We start from the raw sequence: 22,347 nt of genomic DNA on the forward strand, positions 1-22,347 counted from the left end.
TCTGTTTTACCCGCGTTTATGTGCGATGTTTGGTATTGATTAAAGAAAATGTGTTTTTGAGATTAATATGCGGTTAATTCTGAGATATGATGACGCCTTCACATGCTATGGACTCAGCAAATGCTTAAAAATCTTCAGATGATCATGAATGTTTTCTTGGTCATGTTTAATACTGCTTACACCTCATTTGTTGTCAGTATTCTGGCAATTATCAAAATAGTCTTACCATTCGCCGGTGTCAAAGTCTCAATGAGCAAACTGGCAAATAAGCAGATGTGGCTTTGGGCAACGATTAATCTCTGGCTACTCAATGTCAATAACAAGATTGATTGGCAGATTGAGGGCGGAGAAAACCTTTCCACTGAGCAGTGGTATTTACTGATCTCCAATCACCTTAGCTGGGCTGATATCGTCATCTTATCTTCGGTGATGAAAGATAAGATCCCTATGGGTAAGTTCTTGCTTAAGCACAGCCTTTTATACGTTCCTTTTGTTGGCTTAGCCTGCTGGGGTCTAGACATGCCGTTTATGCGTCGCCACTCTCATGAGTTTTTGGTGCGCAACCCTGAGCGTCGGAATGATGACTTTGACGCGATTAACAAGGCGTGTGAGAAGTTTAGACGTGTACCTACGACCATGATCAGTTTTGCTGAAGGCACTCGTGCCAATCCAGAAAAAATGGCGACGGCGAAGACGCCTTATCAACATCTGTTGAAGCCAAAAACGGGTGGTGTTGCATTTACCCTTAACGCTATGAACGAGTTGTTGGATGGGGTAGTCGATGTCACTCTGGCTTACCCAGAGAACCGCGAAGACCCGTTTAATGACCTATTGAAGGGACGTCTAACTAAGGTTGTGGTGAATATTCGAGTGTATGATATTGATGAGAATCTGCGTGGCGATTACTTTAATGACAAAGTGTTTAAACGTGGTTTCCACCGATGGCTCAATACGGTTTGGCAAGAAAAAGACGAATACCTAAAGGGTGTTTACTCAACGAATAAAGACCAGTAAGAGAGAGGCAGCAGTAGCTGCCTTTTTTACGTCCCCTCCCCATAACTCTAGCCTCGCACTTCATAACTACAGAGCGTGACCATGTTCGATATTTTGAAATCCAATTCTCGCCTTTAGAACCCTCTTTTTGCATATTACTGATTCGATCTATTTCATCGGTAGTAGTAATGAAAACTGAAAAAGAAAAGATGCTGGCTGGAGAGCCGTACGAAGCATGGGATGAGGAACTTGTCGCAGAAAGAACACATTGTCGCAAGGCAGTAAAAAAGTTTAATGAGACCTTACCTGGAACACCTAATTGGCGTACCACGTTAGAAAATATGATCCCAGACAGTGGTGATGCTTATATTGAGCCACCGTTTCGCTGTGACTACGGCTCTAACATTAAGCTGGGCAAAAATTTCTATGCTAATTTCAATTGCGTCATTTTAGATGTCAATACGGTAGAGATTGGCGACAACGTGATGTTCGCCCCTAATGTGCAAATCTATACAGCTGGTCATCCTGTCGATCCAGTACAGCGCATTGAGGTCGGTATTGAGTTTGGTTTACCGATTAAGATTGGTGACAATGTCTGGCTCGGTGGCGGTGTGATTGTTTGCCCTGGGGTGACCATCGGTGAAAACGCGGTGATTGGCGCCGGCAGTGTGGTCGTGAAAGATATTCCAGCGAATGTTGTAGCGGCCGGCAATCCCTGCAAGGTGATTCGAACTATTGACGTTGCGTAATCAAGTTAGATCAAGCTAGACAAGACAAAAAGGCGCATGTAGCGCCTTTTTTCATTTGGTCATCCGTTTGGCACTTCACTCTTGAAGCCGCGGTAGATATTGCCGTAGGTAATAATTGAGAACAGTGCAATTACACAACCAAGTTGCCATGCTTGGGTGAGTCCAAGTGCCATCAATCCCATACTCACAATTGAAGAAATAATCATTTGCCCACCGCCCGACATTGCCGCGGCAACACCTGCTTTATGCCCGTATGGTTGCATTATCATTGCTTGCGCACAGGGCAGAGCTAAGCCATTGCCCAGCACCATAAATAATTGCCCGACCATCAACCATAGAGGCTCTAACGGGCAGAATATCAGCCAAATCGCGCCAATCATTTGCAGAAATGGGGTGATTCGTAGTGTTTTATGGATGCCAATGGCTGGCCTGAGTCGGTTGCTCAAAGAGGTACCAATCAACATTCCTGCCGTTGGGATTAATGCCCATAAGGCGTATTGATCTGAGGTCATGCCAATTTGGTCTTGCATGATGAAGGGCATCAATGAAACCGTGGTCACCACTAGGCTAAAGTTGAGCCATGAGATACTTGAAAAGCTAATGAAGTAGCGCGAGCCGAGCAATTCTTTATATTGGCCTATCATCGACCCCACAGATGGAACCTTGCGCTTGTCTAACATCGTCTCCTTAAAGTTCATCATCAGTACCAGCCAAGCAACTGCGACGTAGCAGAGCAAAGAAATAAACACCATGCCCCAGCCAAAGTAGTGGTTAATAAAACCACCGATGACGGGAGCAACTAATGGAGTGAGCGAGGCCACCATTGCGATGTAAGAGAGCGCCGTAGGCAATTGTGAACCTGTATAGCTATCACGAGTTGATGCCCTTGCTAGAACGGCACAGCACCCTGTACCTAATCCTTGTAGGAAGCGACCCAGCACCATGGCGTGGAATGAGTTCGAATACAGGATAATGGCTCCCAACCCTAGCATTGCAATCAACAATCCACTCAAAAGCACTTTTTTACGGCCAAGGGCATCAGAAATGGGGCCATAGATGAATTGCGAAGGTCCAAATCCAAGTAAGTAAATACCTACTAGTAATTGAGCCTGATCCAATGTGATTGAGAAATCTTTGGCAATCCAAGGAAGAGATGGAAAAACGAGGCCCATACTCAACTGACCAATACTGATGATCAAACAGGCGAGAAAAATAGGCTTTTTACGAAATAGCTGAGTCATGGGTGTCCGGCTTGGTATACGCGATGAGTATTAGAAGGAGAGTCATCGTGCTAAATTAGAAATTGAACCAGGGGTTCACCTAGCAGTATACCAAGCTTGTATGACTTTTTCTTAGCCTTTTGTGTTAGGGATGTGAAACACAATCTTAAGGCCAGCTTCTTGTATTGAATCGCTGAAACTAATATCGATATCCATCTCATGCAGTTTTGCTACTACCGCCACTAATGCGAGTCCAAGGCCATGTCCTGGGGTATTTCTAGATTTGTCTGCACGGTATAAGCGTTGCATAATCTTCTGCTGTTGATCCTTAGGCACGCCAGGACCGTTGTCTTTAATAATGAGAGCGTCTTGCGATAACTGTATACTGACATGTGCCTGATTAGGGCAATACTTATAGGCATTATCAAGCAGGTTGTAGATCAAGCGAAACAGTAAGGAAGGCTCACCTTTCATGACCACGGGTGAAACGTCTATAGAGAGTGTTTGCTGCTTTTCTTCTAGTTGGGCCTCGGCAAGTTCAGCCGCATCTTGGATGATGCGAGAGAGGTCTAGATCGACAAACTGGCTTTTATCGCCAATATTTTCAAGCTTACTGAGTTCAAGCATGGCATTGAAGGTCTGCAGTAGATCATCAAACTCTTGTTGAATCTGAGTAATTTGTTCATCAGTTTGGTGTGTGTGTTCAGCGCCACTCTCTAGGGTAGATAGGCGGTTTTTGATGCGTGTAAGGGGCGTTCTTAGGTCGTGAGCAACAGCGTCAGTCACCCCTTGGATCTGCGTGATAGATGACTCAATCTCATCCAACATAGCATTGATGTAGTGTGCGATATTATCCCACTCATCATGAGAGTTATTGGTTTGAATTCTGCCCCCAAAACGTCCTTTCTCTATCTGAGAAACCACCGAATGTATGCCGGATAATTGTGACTTCATCTTGCGGCGTATTATCCAGCTTGGGATAAGTGCGATAAAAAAGGCACAAATGAGCACCACGATGGCGGCATTTTCAAAGTTTTCACGTACCTGCCATAGGTATTCGCTATCGGTGGCAACCAGAACAGAATAACCGTCCATTTCAAACTGACAGCCTTCCAATAGAGAGAGGTTGCCACTATTTCCTCGGACAACAGGAAACGGCTTGAGTGTTGGACATGAGGGCAGGGTGCTTGGGAAATGATTGAGGGACCCATAGATCTCGCTTGTGTCACTTCGCAACACAGTGATAATACCATGTGGGTCGTAAAGGGTGTCATCAAGAAGGTCGGGTAAGGCGCTAGGTGCATTGGCTTCACTGACGCTTTGTAACTGCTGTGCGTGTTGTAGCAAGATTTGCTGACGTGACTGTATCAGCGGTTGTATGCTTAGTTGGTAGATAGTGAATAATGCTACTGCTACGGCAAGCCAAAGCATGATTGCTATAGACAAAGAGAGCCGCCACAGAGAGTGACGACGCCATGTGTTGATTACCAATGCCTTGCCTTGAGCTAGCAGGTTATTCATGTTGCTTTTACCATCCGATAGCCAGCACCACGTACCGTTTCAATGAGGTTAGGCTGCCCTTCAATTTCTAGCTTCTTTCTCAGGCGTGCAATGTGTACGTCTATGACATTGGTTTGAGGGTCAAAGTTGTAATCCCATACCGCCTCAAACAGTAGCGAGCGCGTCACCACTTGCCCAGCATGCTCCACCAAGTAGCGCAGTAGCTTAAACTCTTTCGCTTGCAGGTTAACCTTTTGCGAAGCCACGTAGACCTCTTGCGACAACAGGTCTAACTGAATATGGCCATTGCGAAGCTGGCTCTGAATCGATGGGGCGGATGACGACACCGCTCTACTTGCTAGGATCTCTACACGGGCTATTAGTTCTGCTAACGCGAAGGGTTTTGTTAAATAGTCATCACCCCCTTGTTTTAGCCCTTTTACTCGTTCATCTACGCTATCTAGTGCACTAAGGATAAGCACGCGAGCAGTGGTATTTGCTGCTCGTAAAGTGGAAAGTACGGTGAGGCCGTCGATAGAGGGCAACATGCGATCGAGCACGATCACTTGATACTCTCCTTCAAGGGCAAGAAACAAACCATCCTGCCCATTATCTGCGCTATCTACCTCATAGCCTTGTTGCTTGAGTGATTGACAAAGGTACTCTCGAGTATCCTTGTCATCTTCGATCACCAATACCTTCACTTAGACTGTCCTTATTTATGCTTCTTGTTCTTCATTACTGGGATTTCTTCACCAGTGGCCACATTAACCAGAAGCTTTTGTTTGCCTTGCTCAGTGCTCGCTAGCTCGACTTCATAAAAGACGATGCCTTTTTTGCTTTCAAGTTCGACTTCTAAAGCCTTAGCTGAGTATTTTTCTTCCAGCTCGGTCAGCTTTTTCAGAATATCAAATTCGGCTTTTTGCACTTGCTCAATAGCGTAGCGCTCATCGTCATCTAAGTCACTGAAACCAAAAGTGGTTAGGTTTTCAGATTCGTGTCTGAGTAGCGCACCATCTTGCACTGAGTAGCTCATCTTATGCTCAAAGCCCTCGTCTAGGTCAACGACCTTAAATTCGTAAGCGAACATGGTGTCTTTGTAGTCATCTAGCTCTACCTCAGTAACCACACCCGTTGAGATAGTGCGAATCTCAGGGGCTAGGTTCACTAGGGTGGCAGAGCCTGAGCTGAGCGCCATTAGGCTTAGCGCTGCTTCTTGTTGGTCGTCTGCATGAACAAATGGCACAACAGAAAGAAGGCTGGCAAATAGTCCGGTTTTAAGTAGTTTCATGTTTGTTTTCCTCGGCTAGGTAGTAATTGGGAAATAATGGGCAAGAGCATGGGTGACTGAAAATAGAAACGCATAAGCTGTTGCACATACCAGTAGTCCGCGTTTGTTTTTGTGTCTCACTTTCGTTTCGCTCCATGTCTCTCGATATGCAATTACTATAAAGGGCCGAGATAAACCCAAGATGGAGAGAAGATTAAATAAAATTAATCTTCTCAAAAGAGGGGATTAATAGTGCCAAGGGAACTTGGTGAAATCCTTCGCGCGCTTCTCAAGGAAGGCATCTCGGCCTTCTTGTGCTTCATCAGTGCCATAGGCTAGGCGAGTGGCTTCACCAGCAAATAACTGTTGCCCAACCAAACCATCATCAGGCAAGTTGAAACCATATTTCAGCATACGCATTGCAGTAGGAGATTTACTGTTGATCTCGGCTGCCCAGCGCAGTGCTTCTGTTTCAAGGTCGATGTGATCGATGACCTTATTCACCATGCCCATGTCATAGGCTTCTTGAGCGGTGTAATTAAAGCCGCAGAAGAAGATCTCTCGAGCACGCTTTTGGCCTATCATTTTAGCCAGATATGCGGAACCGTAACCAGAATCAAAGGACGCAACATCTGGGTCGGTTTGTTTAAAGACTGCGTGCTCTTTTGAGGCAAGTGTCAGGTCACACACGACATGTAAGCTATGCCCGCCGCCCACGGCCCAGCCAGGCACCACTGCAATGACTACCTTTGGCATAAAGCGAATTAAGCGCTGAACCTCTAGGATATGTAAGCGTCCCATACGTGCCACGTCCGCCACGTTCTCACCATCGCCCTCATATTTATAGCCATCTTTGCCACGAATACGTTGATCACCACCAGAAGAGAAAGACCATTGTCCTTTTTTAGAAGGACCATTACCGGTCAATAAAACGCAGCCTACATCTGACCACTGCCTTGCGTGATCAAGTGCAGTATACAGCTCGTCTACCGTTCTAGGGCGGAAGGCATTGAGGCAATCGGGACGGTCAAAGGCAATACGAACTGTCCCTTGGGTCTTACTTCTATGATAGGTAATATCTTCGAAGTCAAAACCGGGTACAGCTTCCCAAAGTTCGGGATTAAAAATAGATGAATTGGTGTCAGTCATAATAATTCTCACTGGATGTTTCTATTAGGCTAGGAATTTGCTTGGTGTCAGTCAACATGAGTCTATGATTTGTTGGGTTTTTTCGTTACTTGTGTCGTTAAATTCAGCAATGTCATAAGATTTCGGTCAAGGATTTCGAAATAGTGGATTGAACAACTATCTTGATGATGAACTTTTGTTATTATCGAGAGATATGAAACAAAATGTTAAGCAAGGACGATATGAATTTTTTTGTAGAGAAGAATGTAGCGAGAACATTCATAGTTTCAGCGGTAGCACTTGGCTTGGCTGCGTGTAGTGTCAGCACTGATTATGATAAACAAGTAGGCGCGCAAAATGCGAGAGCGGTTGAAATGCAAATGGGCGTGTACGATAAAAATGAGATGGAAGCGTACGTACAGCAAATCGGTGCTCGTTTAGTAAGTCACATTGAGAACCCTGAATTTGAGTTCCAGTTCAAGATAGTTGATGACGCCATCCCGAATGCATTTGCACTTCCTGGTGGGTACATTTTTGTATCACGTGGATTACTTAGCCTAGTGAATAATGAAGATGAGCTCGCCTGTGTAATGGCGCACGAGATTATTCACGTGACCGAACGTCACTCAGTGAAACAGATGCAATCGAGCGTGCTTCCAGGTCTTGTAGAGCTGCCGGGTAATATTGTGGGTGGTGTCATTAATGAAGATCTCGGTGATCTTATCAATGCGCCAATCACGACCAGCAATAGCTTGTTGATGGCGGGCTATAGTCGTGGCCATGAAAGTGAAGCCGACAGACTGGGCATTCAGCTGGCAGCAAAAGCGGGCTACGACCCTCTTGCGATGAACAGCATCTTGAGCCGCCTTAATAGAGCGGTAGAGATCCAAACCAAGCAAGAGTCGGAAAAAAGCTATTTTGATTCTCACCCGTATACGCCAGATCGTGTATCCGACGTGGAAAAGGAAGCAAAAGCTCTCAACGTTGCTGAATTGGCACCAATCCACAAAGATTTCGTTTCTCAAATCGATGGTCTACTGGTGGGAGAAAATCCAGGCAAGGGATTGTTTAGAGAGCAAACCTTCTTACAGCCTGATATGAAATTTGTTATCGACTTCCCTGAAGAGTGGCAAACAGTCAATCAAGCGGCTGCTGTAGCAGCGGTGGATAAAGAACAAGATGCAGCGGTCGTATTGAGTATTGCATCTAACGAGTTTAGTGCCAAAGAGCATGCACTTCGCTTCCAAAATGAGCTTAAGCGCCGTTATAACATGGAGTTAGATGTTGATGAGAAGAAGCTGGGTTGGGGCAATTCCATCTACAGTATCACACTCACCAATGAGCAAAAGCAGGGTACCAGTTATATGACTCGTGGTTGGATTAACCTAGGTATTGATACCTATCAGATTGTGACGATCTCCACTGAAGATAAGCAGAAGGTTGCCAATGATAGTGCTAGCACTTTCCGCCCAATGTCAGAGGAAGAATTGGCGTCTATTACTCAATTAGAACTTAAGGTTGTTGATGCCAAGCAAGGCGAGACAATCGATACCGTCTATAAAGAAAGTAACAGTAAGACCTCCGCCGAAATGTTAGCGGTCATGAACGCTGTCGATGAGGCAGAAGCGCTTAAATCTGGAGATAAAGTAAAGGTTATCGTTGAAGCGCCTTACAAGTAGCTAGCGCAAAGAGACAAATAAAAGATAAGCGCTAATTTAAGTTATTGCGCTTTCCTGTGGTCAACAGAGAGGAACTCAAATTGAGTTCCTTTTTAATTGGGTGTTAGCTTTAGAAAAACTGTTATCGGTTTGCTCGAAGGGTGGGCTGGCTAACTCACTTTTGCCCCTTTATGTTTTAAGTTAGTTTTTTTGCACGGCATTTAATTTGGCATTTAACTTACTTTTTCTTATGAGACAAATTCTAGAAATGTGGCCAAACTTGTTCATCCACTACAATTCACTATTAATTCAAAAATCAACTCTCGCTCTTACACCAAAGATAGTTTCTGCATTTTCTGGCACATCTGACATTAAGGGGTTGTCAATGTATTGGATGCTGGGTGTGACAGCAAAGTGCTGAGATACTTGAAAGTTATAAAACAGCTCTGATGATATTTGAGACTCTCCACCCAACCCATTCTTATGGCCATTCGCAAAGCGCCCATAGTTAGTAGCAATACCAATAAAGTCAGAACGAGACATTACTTTATACAGGATTCCGAAGGTAGCAGTGTTATTAAAGAAATCATGGTCTCCTTCAGAAAAGCCAACTTTAGCAAACGGCATGAATACATCGTTGAACGTCCAATTTATGGCGCTCGATACACCCCAAACGGCTTCTTGACCATAATCTTCTCGTTCATCCGTGTGCCATGCTGCAATATGCAAATTTTTGTAGTAACGATCGCCTTTAGTCGGACTCCAACCTAGATGAACCCACTTGAAAAACTCAGCGCCACCTTCAAAGAACACGTTACCATCGCCGCCGTAACCATTGGCATCTGTGACGCCACCTTGCACATAAACAGAGTCGTTAAACCAATGCCCAGCGGCAATACCCCAAGCCGTATCGGGTAATGCTTGAGATGTTTCTAGTAGAATATTCACATTTGAAAACGTTGTTTGAGGGTTTACATAGCCCTGAACACTAAGGTAATCATTTGGGTCGTAAGAACCAATAATGTATCCCGTATCCTTGTCTATTCTCTGGTTCCAAGCCATCGTTATAATTTTAAAATTACCGTCAAAATCACCAAATTGCGTAGCAGTGACGCCGTATTGACCAAATTTACCAAAGGTACCTGGTGCGCCATTTCGACCTAACGCATGTCGATTGTCTACCAGTAAAGAAAAGTAACCTGGGGTAGCGGTGTCTTTGCCTATCACCGTCCATTGCAGATTCAATCTAAAGTTTCCCCCCCAGCCATTATCATCGCCATTGGTTTGATACATTGTCGAATAATGGCCACCAAATTTTAATCCATACTCGTCATCCAATTTGGCTTTGAATGGCTTCCAGTCTGAAAAAGCGCTATCCAAGATAGGAAAACGAAATGCCGGACTTTTGGGACGGTGAGCTTCTTCAAATTGACCTTGTGGGCTATCTGGTCCCCCGAACTGCGGCTGTTCAGCATGATTTGAATTTTCACTCTGATTCTGAGTATCCTCACTCATTACTTGTAACGGAGAAAGCAATACTAAAAGAGTTAATAGACGACTAAATTTATTCATACAGATGCTCGTTGGAAGTAGGGGGAGTCTTGTTGTTTCATTTGATTGATAATGCAGTGGGCACTTAATGATCTCCCACTGATTCATGTTTGTTTCCCTGCAAAGAATTACTTTTTTGTATCCATTGTGTCTTTTACGCTCTTAAACACTTGCTCTGCTGTTTTGGTATCCATGACTTCAATGAACTCAATTTTATCCATGAAACCTTGTGCTGTTCGCATGTAAGTGATTTTTGCAATATCAAGTGAACTTGGAAAAGCAACAACGCCGTAGTTCATTGGCTCCCCTACTGCTAACCAATAACTCACCAGCTCTCCCCCCATTGCTTCAATTGCCGGGCGAGCCGTTTCTTCCATGTTTCCACCCGATTGAATTACGCCAGCCCAAGCTTGCGCATTTGGCTTCGCAATCATTAAGTAGCATTTCATTGTGGTTTCTTCTTTCGCCATTACTGGAGCGGTAAAAGAAAAAGTGGCTGCGATTGCAATAGAAGCGATAGCAAATAGTTTTTTAATCAAAGACATAATTAATTCTCAATTTAATAGTTAACAATAGTAAGAGCTTCCATTTTGTAGACAGACTCCACCTGAGTGTTGCCATCCACGATATGGATTTCTTGTTTGGTTTGACCAATGGAAAGTTCACCCTCCACCCATACAGGTTTCATCAAGTCTTCTAATTCAAATCCTTGTGGGTAGTCGATTAGAACGATTTGGTTCGGCGGTGGGGGTGGTGTATGGATACACTGACCGGCAATAGGGACTAGGTAGAATTGAATGACTTTCAAACCATCCATCTCTACCGGTACGACAAATCCAGGTATTCTCCCATTCAGACCCTCTACTTTAGGGTTAGGTAAAAATGTTGCTGATTGACGCTGAAAAGCATTTTGTCGACGCTTTTCAAAAATAGAGTTGTAATCAATCTTTTGAGCATCCAGTTGTTGACGCGCTTCTTCTGCTTTTGCCGTCAGCGCATCGCTCGGAGTCATATTCGGATGACTTTTTTCTGTTTCATATCGTGTGATGCTGTCTAACCAAATAATCTGTTGTGAACTTAAACCTTTAAATGGACTTTCCACCTCTACGGGTTCAGGGCGCAGGTCTTGCCAACCTATGGTGTTTTTTGTTGTGTTTGCTAATGCCAGTGTAGAAAAAGACACAGCCAATACGCCGAGTGATAGCAGTTTAAAAAGATGCTTCATTGAAACCCCAGGATTAAATATGAATAAAAAGTAAGACAGTTTGAGGGGCTTATAGATTGAGCCCCTCAGCCATTCCTTAGACAAGAATCCATTGTTTGTGATTAGCCGTTTGCACCAAGTTTTGCGGCTTCTTGAACGCTCATGTGCTCAAGGTCTTCTTCATATAAAATAGAGTCGACCTCTGGGTTTGCTACTTTACCGTCACGACGAATTGGTTGACCCGCATCCATATTTTGAAGGTATTCGCCATTTTCGACAGCCATTTGACCGTTAACGATAACGTGTGGAATACCGGCACTTTGAGAAACTTGCTTATCGGTGTAGTTTGCTGTTTCAGTAACCGTTTCTGGGTCAAACATTGTGATATCAGCAACCATGCCTTCTTCAACTCGACCACGCTCACACATATCGTCTACACCTGATTTGCACAGCATCTTTGCAGAATATGTACTCGCATTGTTTACAACACGGCTTAGAGGGATACCCTCTTCGCGAGCCATACGTAGACAAATTGCACGGCTACCAGAAGCGCGAGGGTGACCAGTCAACTCGTCAAGCGGAGTATCGAGAGTAGGGAATGTGTTGTCTTTCTTCATCAAAGGAAGCGCATCGTTTGCAATAACCATGTTTGGTTGTGCACAGAAGTGAGGTACCCACGCTTCTGGGCGAGCAAACCAAGTTACTACTGTTTCAGGAGACTCTTTCTTCAATTTAGAGAATTCTTCTGTGGTTAAGAAATGATTCAAACCTGGGTGGAAGATGTTCTTCTCAGGCGTCATGTTCCAACGTTTGAAGTTTTCAAGATTAAGTGGTGGCGCACCCAAGTTTGGTGACCCTGCAGCCCATGGGTATTGCTCTGCCCAAACCAATTGACCATTTGAACGAGCATGCTGAAGCATATCTTCTATTTCACGCCAGCCGTGGTTGTTGTTATGAGAAATCAATACTGGTTGGCCTAGTGACATGCCGTTTGCCATTATTTCTTTCAAACCCATTGCGTTTTCTTGAGGAGCTTGGTCCCATGGCAGCATGCGAAAGTGACCAGAGAAACCAGCACCGTACTTATGTGCCAATTTTTGTAAGTCCCAAACCTCACGAGTTCGTGATACAGAGCCAAAGTAACCAATAGTGGTAGAAATACTAATGGCGCCATCTTGTAGCTCTTTTTCTAAGAGATCTTTTTGAGCTTGGAACTCTTCTGGCGTTGCATGTCGTGTTGCCCACTGGTTACCCGTTGCCATCGCCTTTGCGCGAATAGGGTAAACAAAGGTGTTTTCACCACCCTCAACGCCATCCATTGTCTGGATTCGTGCAAACTCATGGCCAGCTGCGGTGAAATAGTTTACAGCTGACGCACCGACGCGCTTACTGTAAAACTCATCAACTTTTAGTGAGCCGTACTCAAGATCACCCATAGAAGTAGTACCATCAGTCAGCATTGCTCTGTTGGTGACATGATCCATACCGTGAGTATGTGTATCAATAAAACCCGGTGCTACAACCAAGCCTGTCGCATCAATGACCTTTGCATTTGAAGTCTGCTTAGCTGAGAATGCTTCAGCAGAAACTGCCGCAATACGGCCGTCAACAACCCCCACATTTAATACAGCATCAGTACCAGAGGCAGGGTCAACAACTCGACCGTTTTCAATGACGATATCAAAGGGTTTGCCTTCAATTTCAGCCAATACTGCTGGAACAAAAGATTTATCACTATCCCATCGTACTGTTGTGATTTCAGAGATGAGCTGCTCTTTTGCTTGTTTTTCTGCCAGTGCTTGCTTCGATGCTTCATTGTTTGCATCAAATGGTGAACATCCACTGATCGCCACTGCAGAAATAACAAGGGCAAGTAAAGATTTGGAATGCATTAACATATCACTACCTTTTATATTGAGTTGTTGTATTACCTTGAGGAAGTAGGGAGAGATTAGCACTGGCTATTACAGAATCGACTATCATTAAGGGTCACGCGTGCTATCTTTAAAGCTCAAACTCAATTGGTGACGGTTTTGTAGTGTGTTACGACGAATACAGCGTTGATAAATAACGTCAACAGACCCTAATTAACGTTAAGAGGAGGTTGAGATAATGGACTCTATACAAGGCATCCCTCTCATAAAAACATCGGCGATTCGACCTTTCATTTCACGAGCAGAAAGGCTCGGCATACCATGCAAGCATTATGCTAAACAAGTGGGTTTGGATATCGATGTCATTAAAGAGTACAACTGTATTATTGGTGAGCGGACACTGTGGCGATTTATCGAACTGATTGCTAAAGCAGAGACACTTTCATTCTTTGGTTATGACACTTCAAAAGATGAGAAGGCAGGCAACCTATCATTTATTTTCGCGCAAACGAATGCTCAGAGCGTGACATTGGCCGATGCCCTCCAACAGTTAATTACCCTTGTTTCTTTTGAAAGTTCAGCGTGTGATATCTCTATAGAATATCTAGGTGATAAAGCTTGGATAAAACGCAGGCCACCATTTGTTAAACAAGATGGCAGTTGGCAAATGGAGCAATATGTCATTGGTAAATTGATTCAGTTCATTCGAGTATTTTCGCACCAAGATTGGATGCCTGAAGCCCTAAAGCTGACATCTCCTCAGGCTCCATTACCTGATGAATTATTGAGTGTTGAAGTTGAATGGGAGTGCGTGTTCACAGAAATTTGTTTCCCTATTCAGTTTCTATCTAACACGATTGATCCTTCTAGCATTCAACCTTTCAAAGAGACCTTGGCTATCAAGTCGGGGCCTTATTCTGATATTTCATTAGAGAATTTTGTGCGAGCTCAGGTTCTGATGCATAGAACCAATATGGATGATGTTGCAGAAGAGGTAGGTATAAGCAAATCTACTTTAAAGAGACGATTAGCTAAATTGGGTACTAGTTTTAGTCAATTATTGGAACATACACGCTTTGATATGGCAGTTAGCTTGCTTGAATCTCGGCGCTATTCTGTGTACGAAATTGGATATCTACTTCAATACCAATACCCTGAAAATTTTATGCGAGCATTCAAGCGAATCTCAGGCCTTACCCCTACGGAATATGCACAAAAACACTTTTCTTAAAGATAGATACTAATTTAATGGTGAGCCCTAATGATAGTTATCGTGGGCTCAAATGATATCTTCTTATTTTTCCTTGTCGGTATAGTGAGCCCCACAAGGAAAGAGAATGTTCTTCTCGTAGTTATCTCTAAAACGGACTTTTGAAACCTATTCAAAATAATTAGAGAAGCATTATGAACTCACGTCGAAATTTCTTAAAAGGTATGGGCGCAACTTCTGTAGGTGTTGTTGCTGCTGTTGTTGCACCAAAAATCATCGCGACGACTCGTCACCCTTCATGCGATGACATGAAAGTGTTAGGTGTGGGTTCAGCTCCAGTGCCTACTCCACAAAATGACCCTCGTGGATTTAAATACTTTGGCCCTAACGCTAACGCCAAACACAACACTTATCCTGTGCATGCTCGTCAAGCTGTGATGGTTGACTTTGGCTTGTCTGCTAAGCAAGAAGAAGAAGCACAAGAGCTATACCGTGAATGTTCGGTTTACGATGCTGAATTTGAAGTCGACTACTACCGTGAAGTCTTTGCAAATATGCAAGCAAACGAGGTTGGTTTTGCTTCAGGTTCTATGTCTATGGATGCCTTCCCTGCGTACTACGTCAATAATCGTAGTGGTGACGAGCGTCAAATTGAAGCATGGGATTGGTGGACACGTGAATCTCTAGATAAAAACCTGATGTTCTGGCGTGATGAAGTGCAAAAGCACCACCCAGAAATGATGCTTTGCCACAACCACGCCGATCTAATGACAGCGAAGCGACTCGGTAAAGTGGGCATGATGATGGATACACAAAACTCATTGTGGATCGGTCAAGATGAACGTCAAGTTAAGAAATATAAAGACCTTGGTATTCACCGTTGTCAGATTGCTTACAACTCTCAAACTCTAATGGCTACAGGTTGTTACGATGCGATCGTAAGTGTTGATGCGGGTCTTACTGACTGGGGGCGTCGCATGATTGGTGAGATGAATGAAGTAGGCATGCTGGTAGATACTGGCCACTCATCGACTGAAACTTTGCGTCAGGCTATTGAAGTCTCTGAACGTCCAATCATTTGTTCACACGCAGGTGTAAGAGATTGGGCTCCAAACTCTATGCGTACTCACAACCTTGCTGATATTAAAAAGCTGGCGGATACCGGTGGCGTATTTGGTCTTGTTGGTGTGACATCAACTTTCGTTGACATGAAAGATATGGGTGCATTTAAAGACAACGTTTCACACATGGTTGAAGCAATGCACAAACTGATCAATGAGATCGGTTCTGACTCTCTTGGCTTCGCACTTGATCAGGTTCAAGCAATGTCTTGGGAAGAACTGACGACAGCGCCAGACTGGTCTAAAGAAGCCGTCGCCGCTATTCAGCTTCCACCAATGCCACTGCAAGACCAATTTGTAGGCATGGATAACCACTCTGGCTACTTCAACCTCTGTCGAGGTCTACTGGCTAAAGGCCACTCTCATAGCACCATTAAGAAGGTTTTGGGTGGCAATATGATTCGCCTAATCAAAGAAGAAGTGAAGTAAATTTCAATTTTCAATTCATCTAGGCTCATCCAAATAGGTGGGCCTAATACTCAAGAATGACCGAGGTTTTTATGGGCGGAATTAGCATTTGGCAACTGGTGATAGTGGCAGTAATCGTAGCGCTATTATTTGGAACCAAAAAACTGAGCGGCGTTGGGAGCGATCTAGGAGCCTGTATTAAAGGCTTCAAAAAAGAAATAAAAGCTCCCCACAAATAGGCGTATGACATGTACAAAATCATCAAGACTTTAATCCTAGGTGCCTCTTTGATTGCAACAACTTCTGTTGCTGAGGAAAATTTACAGAAGGCGACAAATAACAAATCAGTAGCCGAAAAAGCAGCCAAAGAGTTAGCTAACCCAAACACTGCTTATGCAAGTATGACTCTCAAACTTCAGTACTTCGGTGGCTATGAAGATGGCGGCAGTTCTTTCAATACAACGTTTCAGCCTGTACTGCCTTTCCCATTAGATAATGGCGACAAGGTTATTTTTCGCCCAGCTATCTCTTATGTTTCAAGCGACTACAGTGTAAATGGTGCAGAGGCACCATCAGGAGTTTCTGATATTTCGTTCGACTTAGCGTACGCCACGTCATTTGGCGGTGACCCAACCAATCTGATCGCGACCGGTATATTTGCAACAGTACCAACAGGTTCAAGTGACCTTACGGGTGATCAGTTTGCAGCAGGTCCTGAGCTTTTCTTAGGTAAATTGAGTCAGCAACGTATCTATGGTGCGCTTAATACTCACCAATGGGGCTTTGCTAATAATGGCGAAAAAGATGACGTCAATCGTACTGGCGTTCAGTTAATCTGGGTTGAAATTTTAGGCGGAGGTTGGACTGCTGGTTCTGCACCGCAGATGAGTTATGACTGGAATACAGATCAAGCAGAAATCCCACTTAACTTGATGGTTTCTAAAACCACGGTAATTGCAGGTCGCCCTTGGAAGTTTGCTCTAGAAGCCAATTACTACATTGAAAAAGACGAAAAAACGCGTCCTGATTTTATGATTGGTTTTAACATTACGCCAGTAGTAGAGAACCAACTCGCTAACTTATTTTAAGGTGCCTATAACTGAGATTATTAGGAAGTTAGTACAATCGAGTAGGTCGTTATTTAGAAATATGATTAGTGCAACCTAGCATTGATGCGACAGCACGAAAGAGAGGTGGGCTCAATGTTTGCGGTTATTATCCTTCCACACCTAGCGTGAGGCAGAGTATTAATAATTAATCGTAGAAGGTAGCGATTGAAAAGATACGAACTCAATCTATCGAGCCTAAGAATAACGTCATATAAGCAATATGGTTCGCCAGTGCTAGAGCGTGGATTCTGCAATTGAATGAAGCGCCGCTTTTTTGTACTGCTGGCATCAATTGGTAATTATTGTTCAAAATGAAATGATAACATCCTCAATTACTCCCACTATTTTTAGAGGAAGAAGATGACACTAACTGCTTTCATTGCTCGCGTAGCCAATATTGCAAATCGACAAGGTTTAAAACCTGAAGTGACAAACCTCAAGTCAAGTTCCGTTGAGATTAATTTACTTGGGGTGACCATCGGCCATTTGTGTAACCTTGCAGAGGCGTTTGGCTTAACAGTGAACCCTGTGGATTTGAATAATGGGCTAAAGCAGTACACCCATATTGAATGCCTTTGGCCGCAAAACATTGCACTCACCGGCATCTTTGACGAAAAGACAGGTCGCTTTGCTCTTAAGTATCTACAGAATTAGGCTGGGTGTACAACAAGTCAAAAATCCAGCAGTGACTTTATCTAAGATGAGGGTCACTACTAGATTAAATTAGTTTACGAATGAGGGGGTTCCCTGGGACTCGAAACGATTGGATGTGACGCTGAACTGCTTCCATCAGTCGAGTCAACAGCCTGCCTTATCACTTTAGAAGTGATATTTGATGACTTAATTGAGTGTCAAACTGTTGTCCAAAAGTGAGCTGCCCAAATAGCACCATAGCAAGATTTTTATAGACCAATTGCTGGTGATCTCGTCACTTCAGTAATCTGCAGTTTTAGTCGAAGAAATGAGCGATTTTGTGTGAAAACGTCAAAAGTGACCCTTTTGTGTTATCATGCCGCCGTAGGGGATAAGATCAGAGCTTAGAGTCGCGGGCAATCGACAACTATTTTTAATGCCAATATCGCACTCATAAGACTCGTCTTATCAAATTATTACTAACATGGAGTTAGTCGTTTGTTATCGCTTTTGCGATAGCTAAACCCATTGTTTATGAGTTCTAAATCAAAAAAATATAGTATTGAATCCACCGACTATCAGGTCGGTCAAGATAACGTAACGAAATGGGGCATGGATATCCATAACACCGTTTTTATGGGCTCTCTAGCGTTATCACTTCTTTTTATTGTTACACTGCTAGTCATGTCGCCAGCTGAGGCTAAAGCTGCGATTGATTCTGTGAAAGGCGCTGTTCTTTCATACTTCGACTTCCTATTTATGTGGGGAGCAAACCTCTTCCTAATCTTTGCCATCGTTATTGCTTTTTCACCTTTAGGTAAAATTCGCTTGGGCGGTGATAGCGCTACTACTGACTACTCAACGTTTTCTTGGATAACGATGCTGTTTGCAGCGGGTATGGGTATTGGCCTTATTTTCTGGGGTGTTGCAGAGCCGACCGCGTTCTTTACAGGTTGGTATGGCACGCCATTGAACGTTGAGTCACATACGATGGAAGCTCGCGAGCTAGCATTGGGTGCAGCGACGTTCCACTGGGGTCTGCACGCGTGGGCTATCTATGGTGTAACGGCACTTTGTCTGGCTTACTTTGTGTACAACAAAGGCTTACCACTGGCGATGCGCTCTGTGTTCTATCCGATACTAGGGGATAGAGTTTGGGGCAAAACAGGTGATGTTATCGATATCCTGACCGTTCTGGTGACACTATTTGGCTTGGCGACGTCTCTTGGCTTAGGTGGCACGCAGGCAGCGAGTGGTATCAGTCATGTATTTGGTTTTGATAACAGCTTGCTACTTCAGCAATCTATCATCGTACTGATCATGGGCCTTGCTATTATCTCTGTGCTACGTGGTATGGATGGCGGTGTGAAGCTGCTCAGTAACATAAACATGGCGATTGCTATCCTATTTCTTCTGTTGATGGCGGTGCTGAACTTCACAACAGTATTAGACTCATTCACAACGGCAGTCGTTGGTTACGTTAAAAATGCGTATGCATTGAGCCAAACTTCTGGTCGTGAAGATACTACCTTCTTGCATGGCTGGACAGTATTCTACTGGGCTTGGTGGGTTGCGTATGCACCATTCTTTGGCATGTTTGTCGCACGTATCTCGAAAGGGCGTACAGTTCGCCAGTTCCTTGTATATGTGTTGATCATACCTACACTAGTGACTACAGCATGGATGTCGACGTTTGGTGGCATTGCCATCCAACAGATGATTGATAACGTGGGAATACTGGGAGCTAAACAAGCGCTTAGTGATGTCTCTTTGAGTCTATTCTATATGCTTGAGGCCTATCCTATAGGCGACATACTATCAGTGGTTGCGGTGGTCCTAATCGTTGTGTTCTTTGTTACTACGTTGGACTCTGGCTCGATTGTTATTGATAGCATGACTGCCGGCGGGAAAATGGACGTACCAATGAAGCAAAAAATCATTTGGGCACTGATCTCAGGCACTATCGCTATGGTGATGTTGTGGATTGGCGGCACTGAGTCTATTCAGGCGCTACAGTCGATCACGATAATTGCAGCAATGCCATTTACCATCATTCTACTGATTGGTTGCTTTAGCTTGGTGAAAGGCTTACTGACAGAAGTAGGCGTTTCAAAAGCAGATGCTGACTATGTTGAAGCTGAAGTGAAAAAATAACTTACTTTTAATAAAGTAAAAATGTCAAAGCCTCGGTACGTAATGTGCCGAGGCTTTTTTGTTTGCGTTTATACCAACTGAGACATCAACAAGAAGCCGCCAAAAACAAATCCAAACAGCATCATATTATTGCCCCCCTCTGCGGCGTAACGCTCACTCAGGGTATCGGTCTTGCGCAGCTTGAACACCATGGTCAAAGGAACGAATACGGCTAGGAACACTAATATGATTCCTGCATAGGCCAGTACAGATAAGAACTGATCCGCCGCCAAAATTGCGCCAACTAATGGGAATACGAAGGTAATCACATACGTCACTACGCGGTTTTGTTTGAAGGTGTCACTATTTTGATGAAACAGCGACATAGCAACGCCAAAGAAAGAGGTGAGTAGCGCTAGACCTGTGAAGAGTGAAAGCACAGTGCCAATCCAAGGTGCTTCATGTTCAAACCCTGCCATTAACTCAGAAACACTAGAGAACTGTTTTAGTTGCTCTGGTGGCAAGTTGCCCACAACCGCAAACAACCAACATAGGTAGCAGAACAGCGGGATCAAAGAGCCGATAATAACCATATTGCGCAGCTGCTTATCTGTCGCATCACTGTTGTATGTAACCAAGCTTGGTATCACCACCATAAAGCCAAAACTAGTGAAGAGCACAGCACTGGTCTTGATAAGCTCCAACTGGTTATGATTGCTCACTTGCGCCAGGTTTTGCGTTGAAAACTCTGGTAACAGTGCAAACAAGGTCACGACTAGGCTCGCTATCATGATCAAGAAAAGCGCGCGGTTAAGTTTATCTATCACACCGGTACCACACGCTACGATAGCGCCAGCAACTAGGGTGAATAGAATCTGGCTTTGAGTGAAACTGATGGAGAGTCCAACCGCGGTTGCGCCCTGCGATAGAAGGTCTGCGGCACCTAGGATGTATGCCATTAATAAACAGATCAGTAGTGCGTAAAGTAGGCCGTTTGTAACGAGTTGCCCGCCCTTACCTAGGGATGCACGAGCGATTGAATTAAGACCTAAACCGCCACCAGATTTAATGGTGGCTTCGAGTAGAAGCAATGCAGAGTAGGTAGTACCGAACCAAATAAAAGCCATCAATAGTGTGCCGTACACTAGGCCAAACTGAGCCAATACCATTGGAATTGCAAGCATGCCAGCGCCAAGAGCGGTGCCGGAGATAATAAGGGCGCTACCCAAAAGTTTTGTATTCATTTTCTATAAAACCGTAAATATTAATTAAATTTTGAATTCATGCGCGTACGCGCAGGCGTATTGAGAAGGGAGTGAAGATCAATACGAAAAGTAAAATCGAGAAAATGAATATGACGGCAAGAGGGGGTTACAAGTGCAAGGAAGAGCAAAAGGGAATAGAGGTGCTTTTGATGTGTGAACTTGTTGGTGTGGTGACCCTTCTGTGGGCTCCATAATGGGTGCTGTAATCTTGAAAATCATAAAGATGTCCTGAACCAAAAGACAATCCTTTGAAGCAAACATAGTAAATCCTGAACTATGTGATCTCGAAATGAGATAGCTTCATCTTATACAGGAAGACGATGATTGCAATGGGCACATTTTCAACTGCTTAAATAAGCACCATATGACGAGGGTGCGTGATGAAAACAATGTTTTTAGTGCAAGATACAACTATTTGCAGAATTATGACTTGATCGATTGATCAATTAATATACAATCCCGATCTAAGCATTAGCCCAGCATATGACGAAAATGAATAGTCGAACAGCGTGGGTAAATGAATTTTAACCTCTAATGGCGAGCTATATCATTGACTTTAAAATCATTTTTTATACTTTTATCGGCACTCATGTTGTCGAGCGCAGTAACCGCAAAAACAGTCGAAAAAACATCACAAACTAACCAGATTAAAGATAAGTATCACACCATAGGTCTAGAAGGTGTAATGGACTTTGATCTGTTCAAAAACGCTTATCAGGCATATAAGTCAACAGATGGTGCTAAAAAGCCCGTACTGACTATTATTGACTATGATCGCCCATCGACAGAAAAGCGTTTCTTTGTCATCGATCTCGAAAAAGAAGAGTTGGCGTTTGAAACCTATGTTGCTCATGGCGTGAACAGCGGTGGTAAAACTGCGACAGAATTTTCGAACATAATGAGCTCTCGACAAACCTCGCTAGGTGTTTTCCTAACCAATGAAACCTATTACGGTAATCATGGTTACTCCTTGCGCCTTGATGGCGTAAGTAAAGGAGTGAACGATATGGCAAGAGACCGCCACATTGTTGTTCATGCTGCAGATTATGCGACCAAAGAGTTCATTAACAAGCACGGTTATCTAGGACGCAGTTGGGGTTGCCCAGCACTGTCTCCAGAAGTGAACAAAGAGATCATTGATATGATTAAGGGTGGCAGTGTTATCTACGCGAGTGCGTAAAACGACGCCCCCGGAAATACAAATCTAGAATTTATAAGCTCGTCGATTGTATCGGCGAGCTTTGTTGTTTCTGGAAGTTTGGTATTGGAATCGACACTATGGTTCACCCCATTGGTCTATCAAGCTCATAATCAGGCTTTT

At 43.9% G+C, this 22,347-nt stretch carries 19 protein-coding genes and 1 pseudogene; 10 read left to right on the forward strand and 10 right to left on the reverse strand.

Features of this window, described 5'->3' with window-relative positions; translation table 11 throughout:
- The first annotated feature begins 120 nt into the window (after positions 1 to 120).
- Together yihG and D5I41_RS12985 are read left to right on the forward strand one after the other, a co-directional pair.
- Entirely contained in the window at positions 121 to 1,014 is an 894-nt protein-coding gene (yihG, locus tag D5I41_RS12980; RefSeq protein WP_119010142.1) for a 1-acylglycerol-3-phosphate O-acyltransferase, YihG family, read from the forward strand.
- 167 nt (positions 1,015 to 1,181) lie between these two features.
- The gene (locus D5I41_RS12985) at positions 1,182 to 1,742 is read left to right on the forward strand and encodes a sugar O-acetyltransferase (protein ID WP_119010143.1); all 561 of its coding nucleotides are present in this window, start codon (positions 1,182 to 1,184) and stop codon (positions 1,740 to 1,742) included.
- 59 nt (positions 1,743 to 1,801) lie between these two features.
- Here D5I41_RS12985 and D5I41_RS12990 read toward each other — a convergent pair whose 3' ends face one another.
- The 5 genes from D5I41_RS12990 to D5I41_RS13010 all read right to left on the reverse strand — a co-directional run bounded on the left by D5I41_RS12990 (position 1,802) and on the right by D5I41_RS13010 (position 6,881).
- Complete coding sequence (locus tag D5I41_RS12990) at positions 1,802 to 2,983, reverse strand: multidrug effflux MFS transporter (protein ID WP_119010144.1); 1,182 nt, start codon at positions 2,981 to 2,983, stop codon at positions 1,802 to 1,804.
- A 111-nt stretch (positions 2,984 to 3,094) separates the two neighbouring features.
- Positions 3,095 to 4,483 carry a HAMP domain-containing sensor histidine kinase gene (locus tag D5I41_RS12995; RefSeq protein ID WP_119010145.1) on the reverse strand — a complete coding sequence of 463 codons (1,389 nt, stop codon included), beginning with the start codon at positions 4,481 to 4,483 and terminating at the stop codon, positions 3,095 to 3,097.
- A complete protein-coding gene (locus D5I41_RS13000; protein WP_102555283.1) occupies positions 4,480 to 5,166 on the reverse strand; it encodes a response regulator transcription factor in 687 nt (228 codons plus the stop codon). Before D5I41_RS13000 ends, D5I41_RS12995 begins: the two co-directional genes overlap by 4 nt.
- A gap of 11 nt (positions 5,167 to 5,177) precedes the next feature.
- Positions 5,178 to 5,753, reverse strand: coding sequence for a PepSY domain-containing protein (locus D5I41_RS13005; RefSeq protein WP_119010146.1), 576 nt, complete (start codon positions 5,751 to 5,753; stop codon positions 5,178 to 5,180).
- Positions 5,754 to 5,978: 225 nt separating this feature from the next.
- A complete protein-coding gene (locus tag D5I41_RS13010; protein ID WP_119010147.1) occupies positions 5,979 to 6,881 on the reverse strand; it encodes a 1,4-dihydroxy-2-naphthoyl-CoA synthase in 903 nt (300 codons plus the stop codon).
- Between the two features lie 221 nt (positions 6,882 to 7,102).
- On the opposite strand from D5I41_RS13010, the gene D5I41_RS13015 reads away from it, so the two are divergent.
- A complete protein-coding gene (locus tag D5I41_RS13015) occupies positions 7,103 to 8,539 on the forward strand; it encodes a M48 family metalloprotease (protein WP_235868915.1) in 1,437 nt (478 codons plus the stop codon).
- 288 nt (positions 8,540 to 8,827) lie between these two features.
- Here the strand turns inward: D5I41_RS13015 and D5I41_RS13020 are convergent, their stop codons facing one another.
- From D5I41_RS13020 to D5I41_RS13035, 4 genes are all read right to left on the reverse strand, one after another.
- Positions 8,828 to 10,177 (reverse strand): carbohydrate porin, encoded by a 1,350-nt coding sequence (locus D5I41_RS13020; RefSeq protein ID WP_119010149.1) that lies wholly within the window; start codon positions 10,175 to 10,177, stop codon positions 8,828 to 8,830.
- 20 nt (positions 10,178 to 10,197) lie between these two features.
- The gene (locus D5I41_RS13025) at positions 10,198 to 10,614 is read right to left on the reverse strand and encodes a GYD domain-containing protein (RefSeq protein WP_119010150.1); all 417 of its coding nucleotides are present in this window, start codon (positions 10,612 to 10,614) and stop codon (positions 10,198 to 10,200) included.
- Positions 10,615 to 10,628: 14 nt separating this feature from the next.
- Positions 10,629 to 11,294 (reverse strand): DUF3299 domain-containing protein, encoded by a 666-nt coding sequence (locus D5I41_RS13030; protein WP_119010151.1) that lies wholly within the window; start codon positions 11,292 to 11,294, stop codon positions 10,629 to 10,631.
- Between the two features lie 101 nt (positions 11,295 to 11,395).
- Complete coding sequence (locus D5I41_RS13035) at positions 11,396 to 13,171, reverse strand: amidohydrolase family protein (RefSeq protein WP_119010152.1); 1,776 nt, start codon at positions 13,169 to 13,171, stop codon at positions 11,396 to 11,398.
- Positions 13,172 to 13,385: 214 nt separating this feature from the next.
- Between D5I41_RS13035 and D5I41_RS13040 the strand changes: the two genes are divergently transcribed.
- The 6 genes and pseudogenes from D5I41_RS13040 to D5I41_RS13065 all read left to right on the forward strand — a co-directional run bounded on the left by D5I41_RS13040 (position 13,386) and on the right by D5I41_RS13065 (position 19,782).
- The gene (locus D5I41_RS13040; protein ID WP_119010153.1) at positions 13,386 to 14,378 is read left to right on the forward strand and encodes a helix-turn-helix domain-containing protein; all 993 of its coding nucleotides are present in this window, start codon (positions 13,386 to 13,388) and stop codon (positions 14,376 to 14,378) included.
- A gap of 173 nt (positions 14,379 to 14,551) precedes the next feature.
- Entirely contained in the window at positions 14,552 to 15,907 is a 1,356-nt protein-coding gene (locus D5I41_RS13045) for a dipeptidase (RefSeq protein WP_119011512.1), read from the forward strand.
- A 71-nt stretch (positions 15,908 to 15,978) separates the two neighbouring features.
- Positions 15,979 to 16,107: pseudogene (gene tatA / locus D5I41_RS13050) on the forward strand (twin-arginine translocase TatA/TatE family subunit); the annotation flags it as partial.
- A gap of 27 nt (positions 16,108 to 16,134) precedes the next feature.
- Positions 16,135 to 16,974: a hypothetical protein gene (locus D5I41_RS13055; RefSeq protein ID WP_119010154.1), complete on the forward strand. Its 840-nt coding sequence runs from the start codon at positions 16,135 to 16,137 to the stop codon at positions 16,972 to 16,974.
- A gap of 381 nt (positions 16,975 to 17,355) precedes the next feature.
- A complete protein-coding gene (locus D5I41_RS13060; RefSeq protein ID WP_119010155.1) occupies positions 17,356 to 17,649 on the forward strand; it encodes a hypothetical protein in 294 nt (97 codons plus the stop codon).
- 513 nt (positions 17,650 to 18,162) lie between these two features.
- Entirely contained in the window at positions 18,163 to 19,782 is a 1,620-nt protein-coding gene (locus D5I41_RS13065; RefSeq protein WP_186811115.1) for a BCCT family transporter, read from the forward strand.
- 68 nt (positions 19,783 to 19,850) lie between these two features.
- On the opposite strand, the gene D5I41_RS13070 is transcribed toward D5I41_RS13065, so the two are convergent.
- Positions 19,851 to 21,005: an amino acid permease gene (locus tag D5I41_RS13070; protein WP_119010157.1), complete on the reverse strand. Its 1,155-nt coding sequence runs from the start codon at positions 21,003 to 21,005 to the stop codon at positions 19,851 to 19,853.
- A 610-nt stretch (positions 21,006 to 21,615) separates the two neighbouring features.
- Between D5I41_RS13070 and D5I41_RS13075 the strand changes: the two genes are divergently transcribed.
- Positions 21,616 to 22,206, forward strand: a complete 591-nt coding sequence (locus D5I41_RS13075; protein ID WP_119010158.1) for a murein L,D-transpeptidase catalytic domain family protein — start codon at positions 21,616 to 21,618, stop codon at positions 22,204 to 22,206.
- Positions 22,207 to 22,347: the final 141 nt, after the last annotated feature.

Origin of the sequence: Vibrio superstes (assembly GCF_003569005.1) — a bacterium.
GTDB lineage: Bacteria > Pseudomonadota > Gammaproteobacteria > Enterobacterales > Vibrionaceae > Vibrio > Vibrio superstes.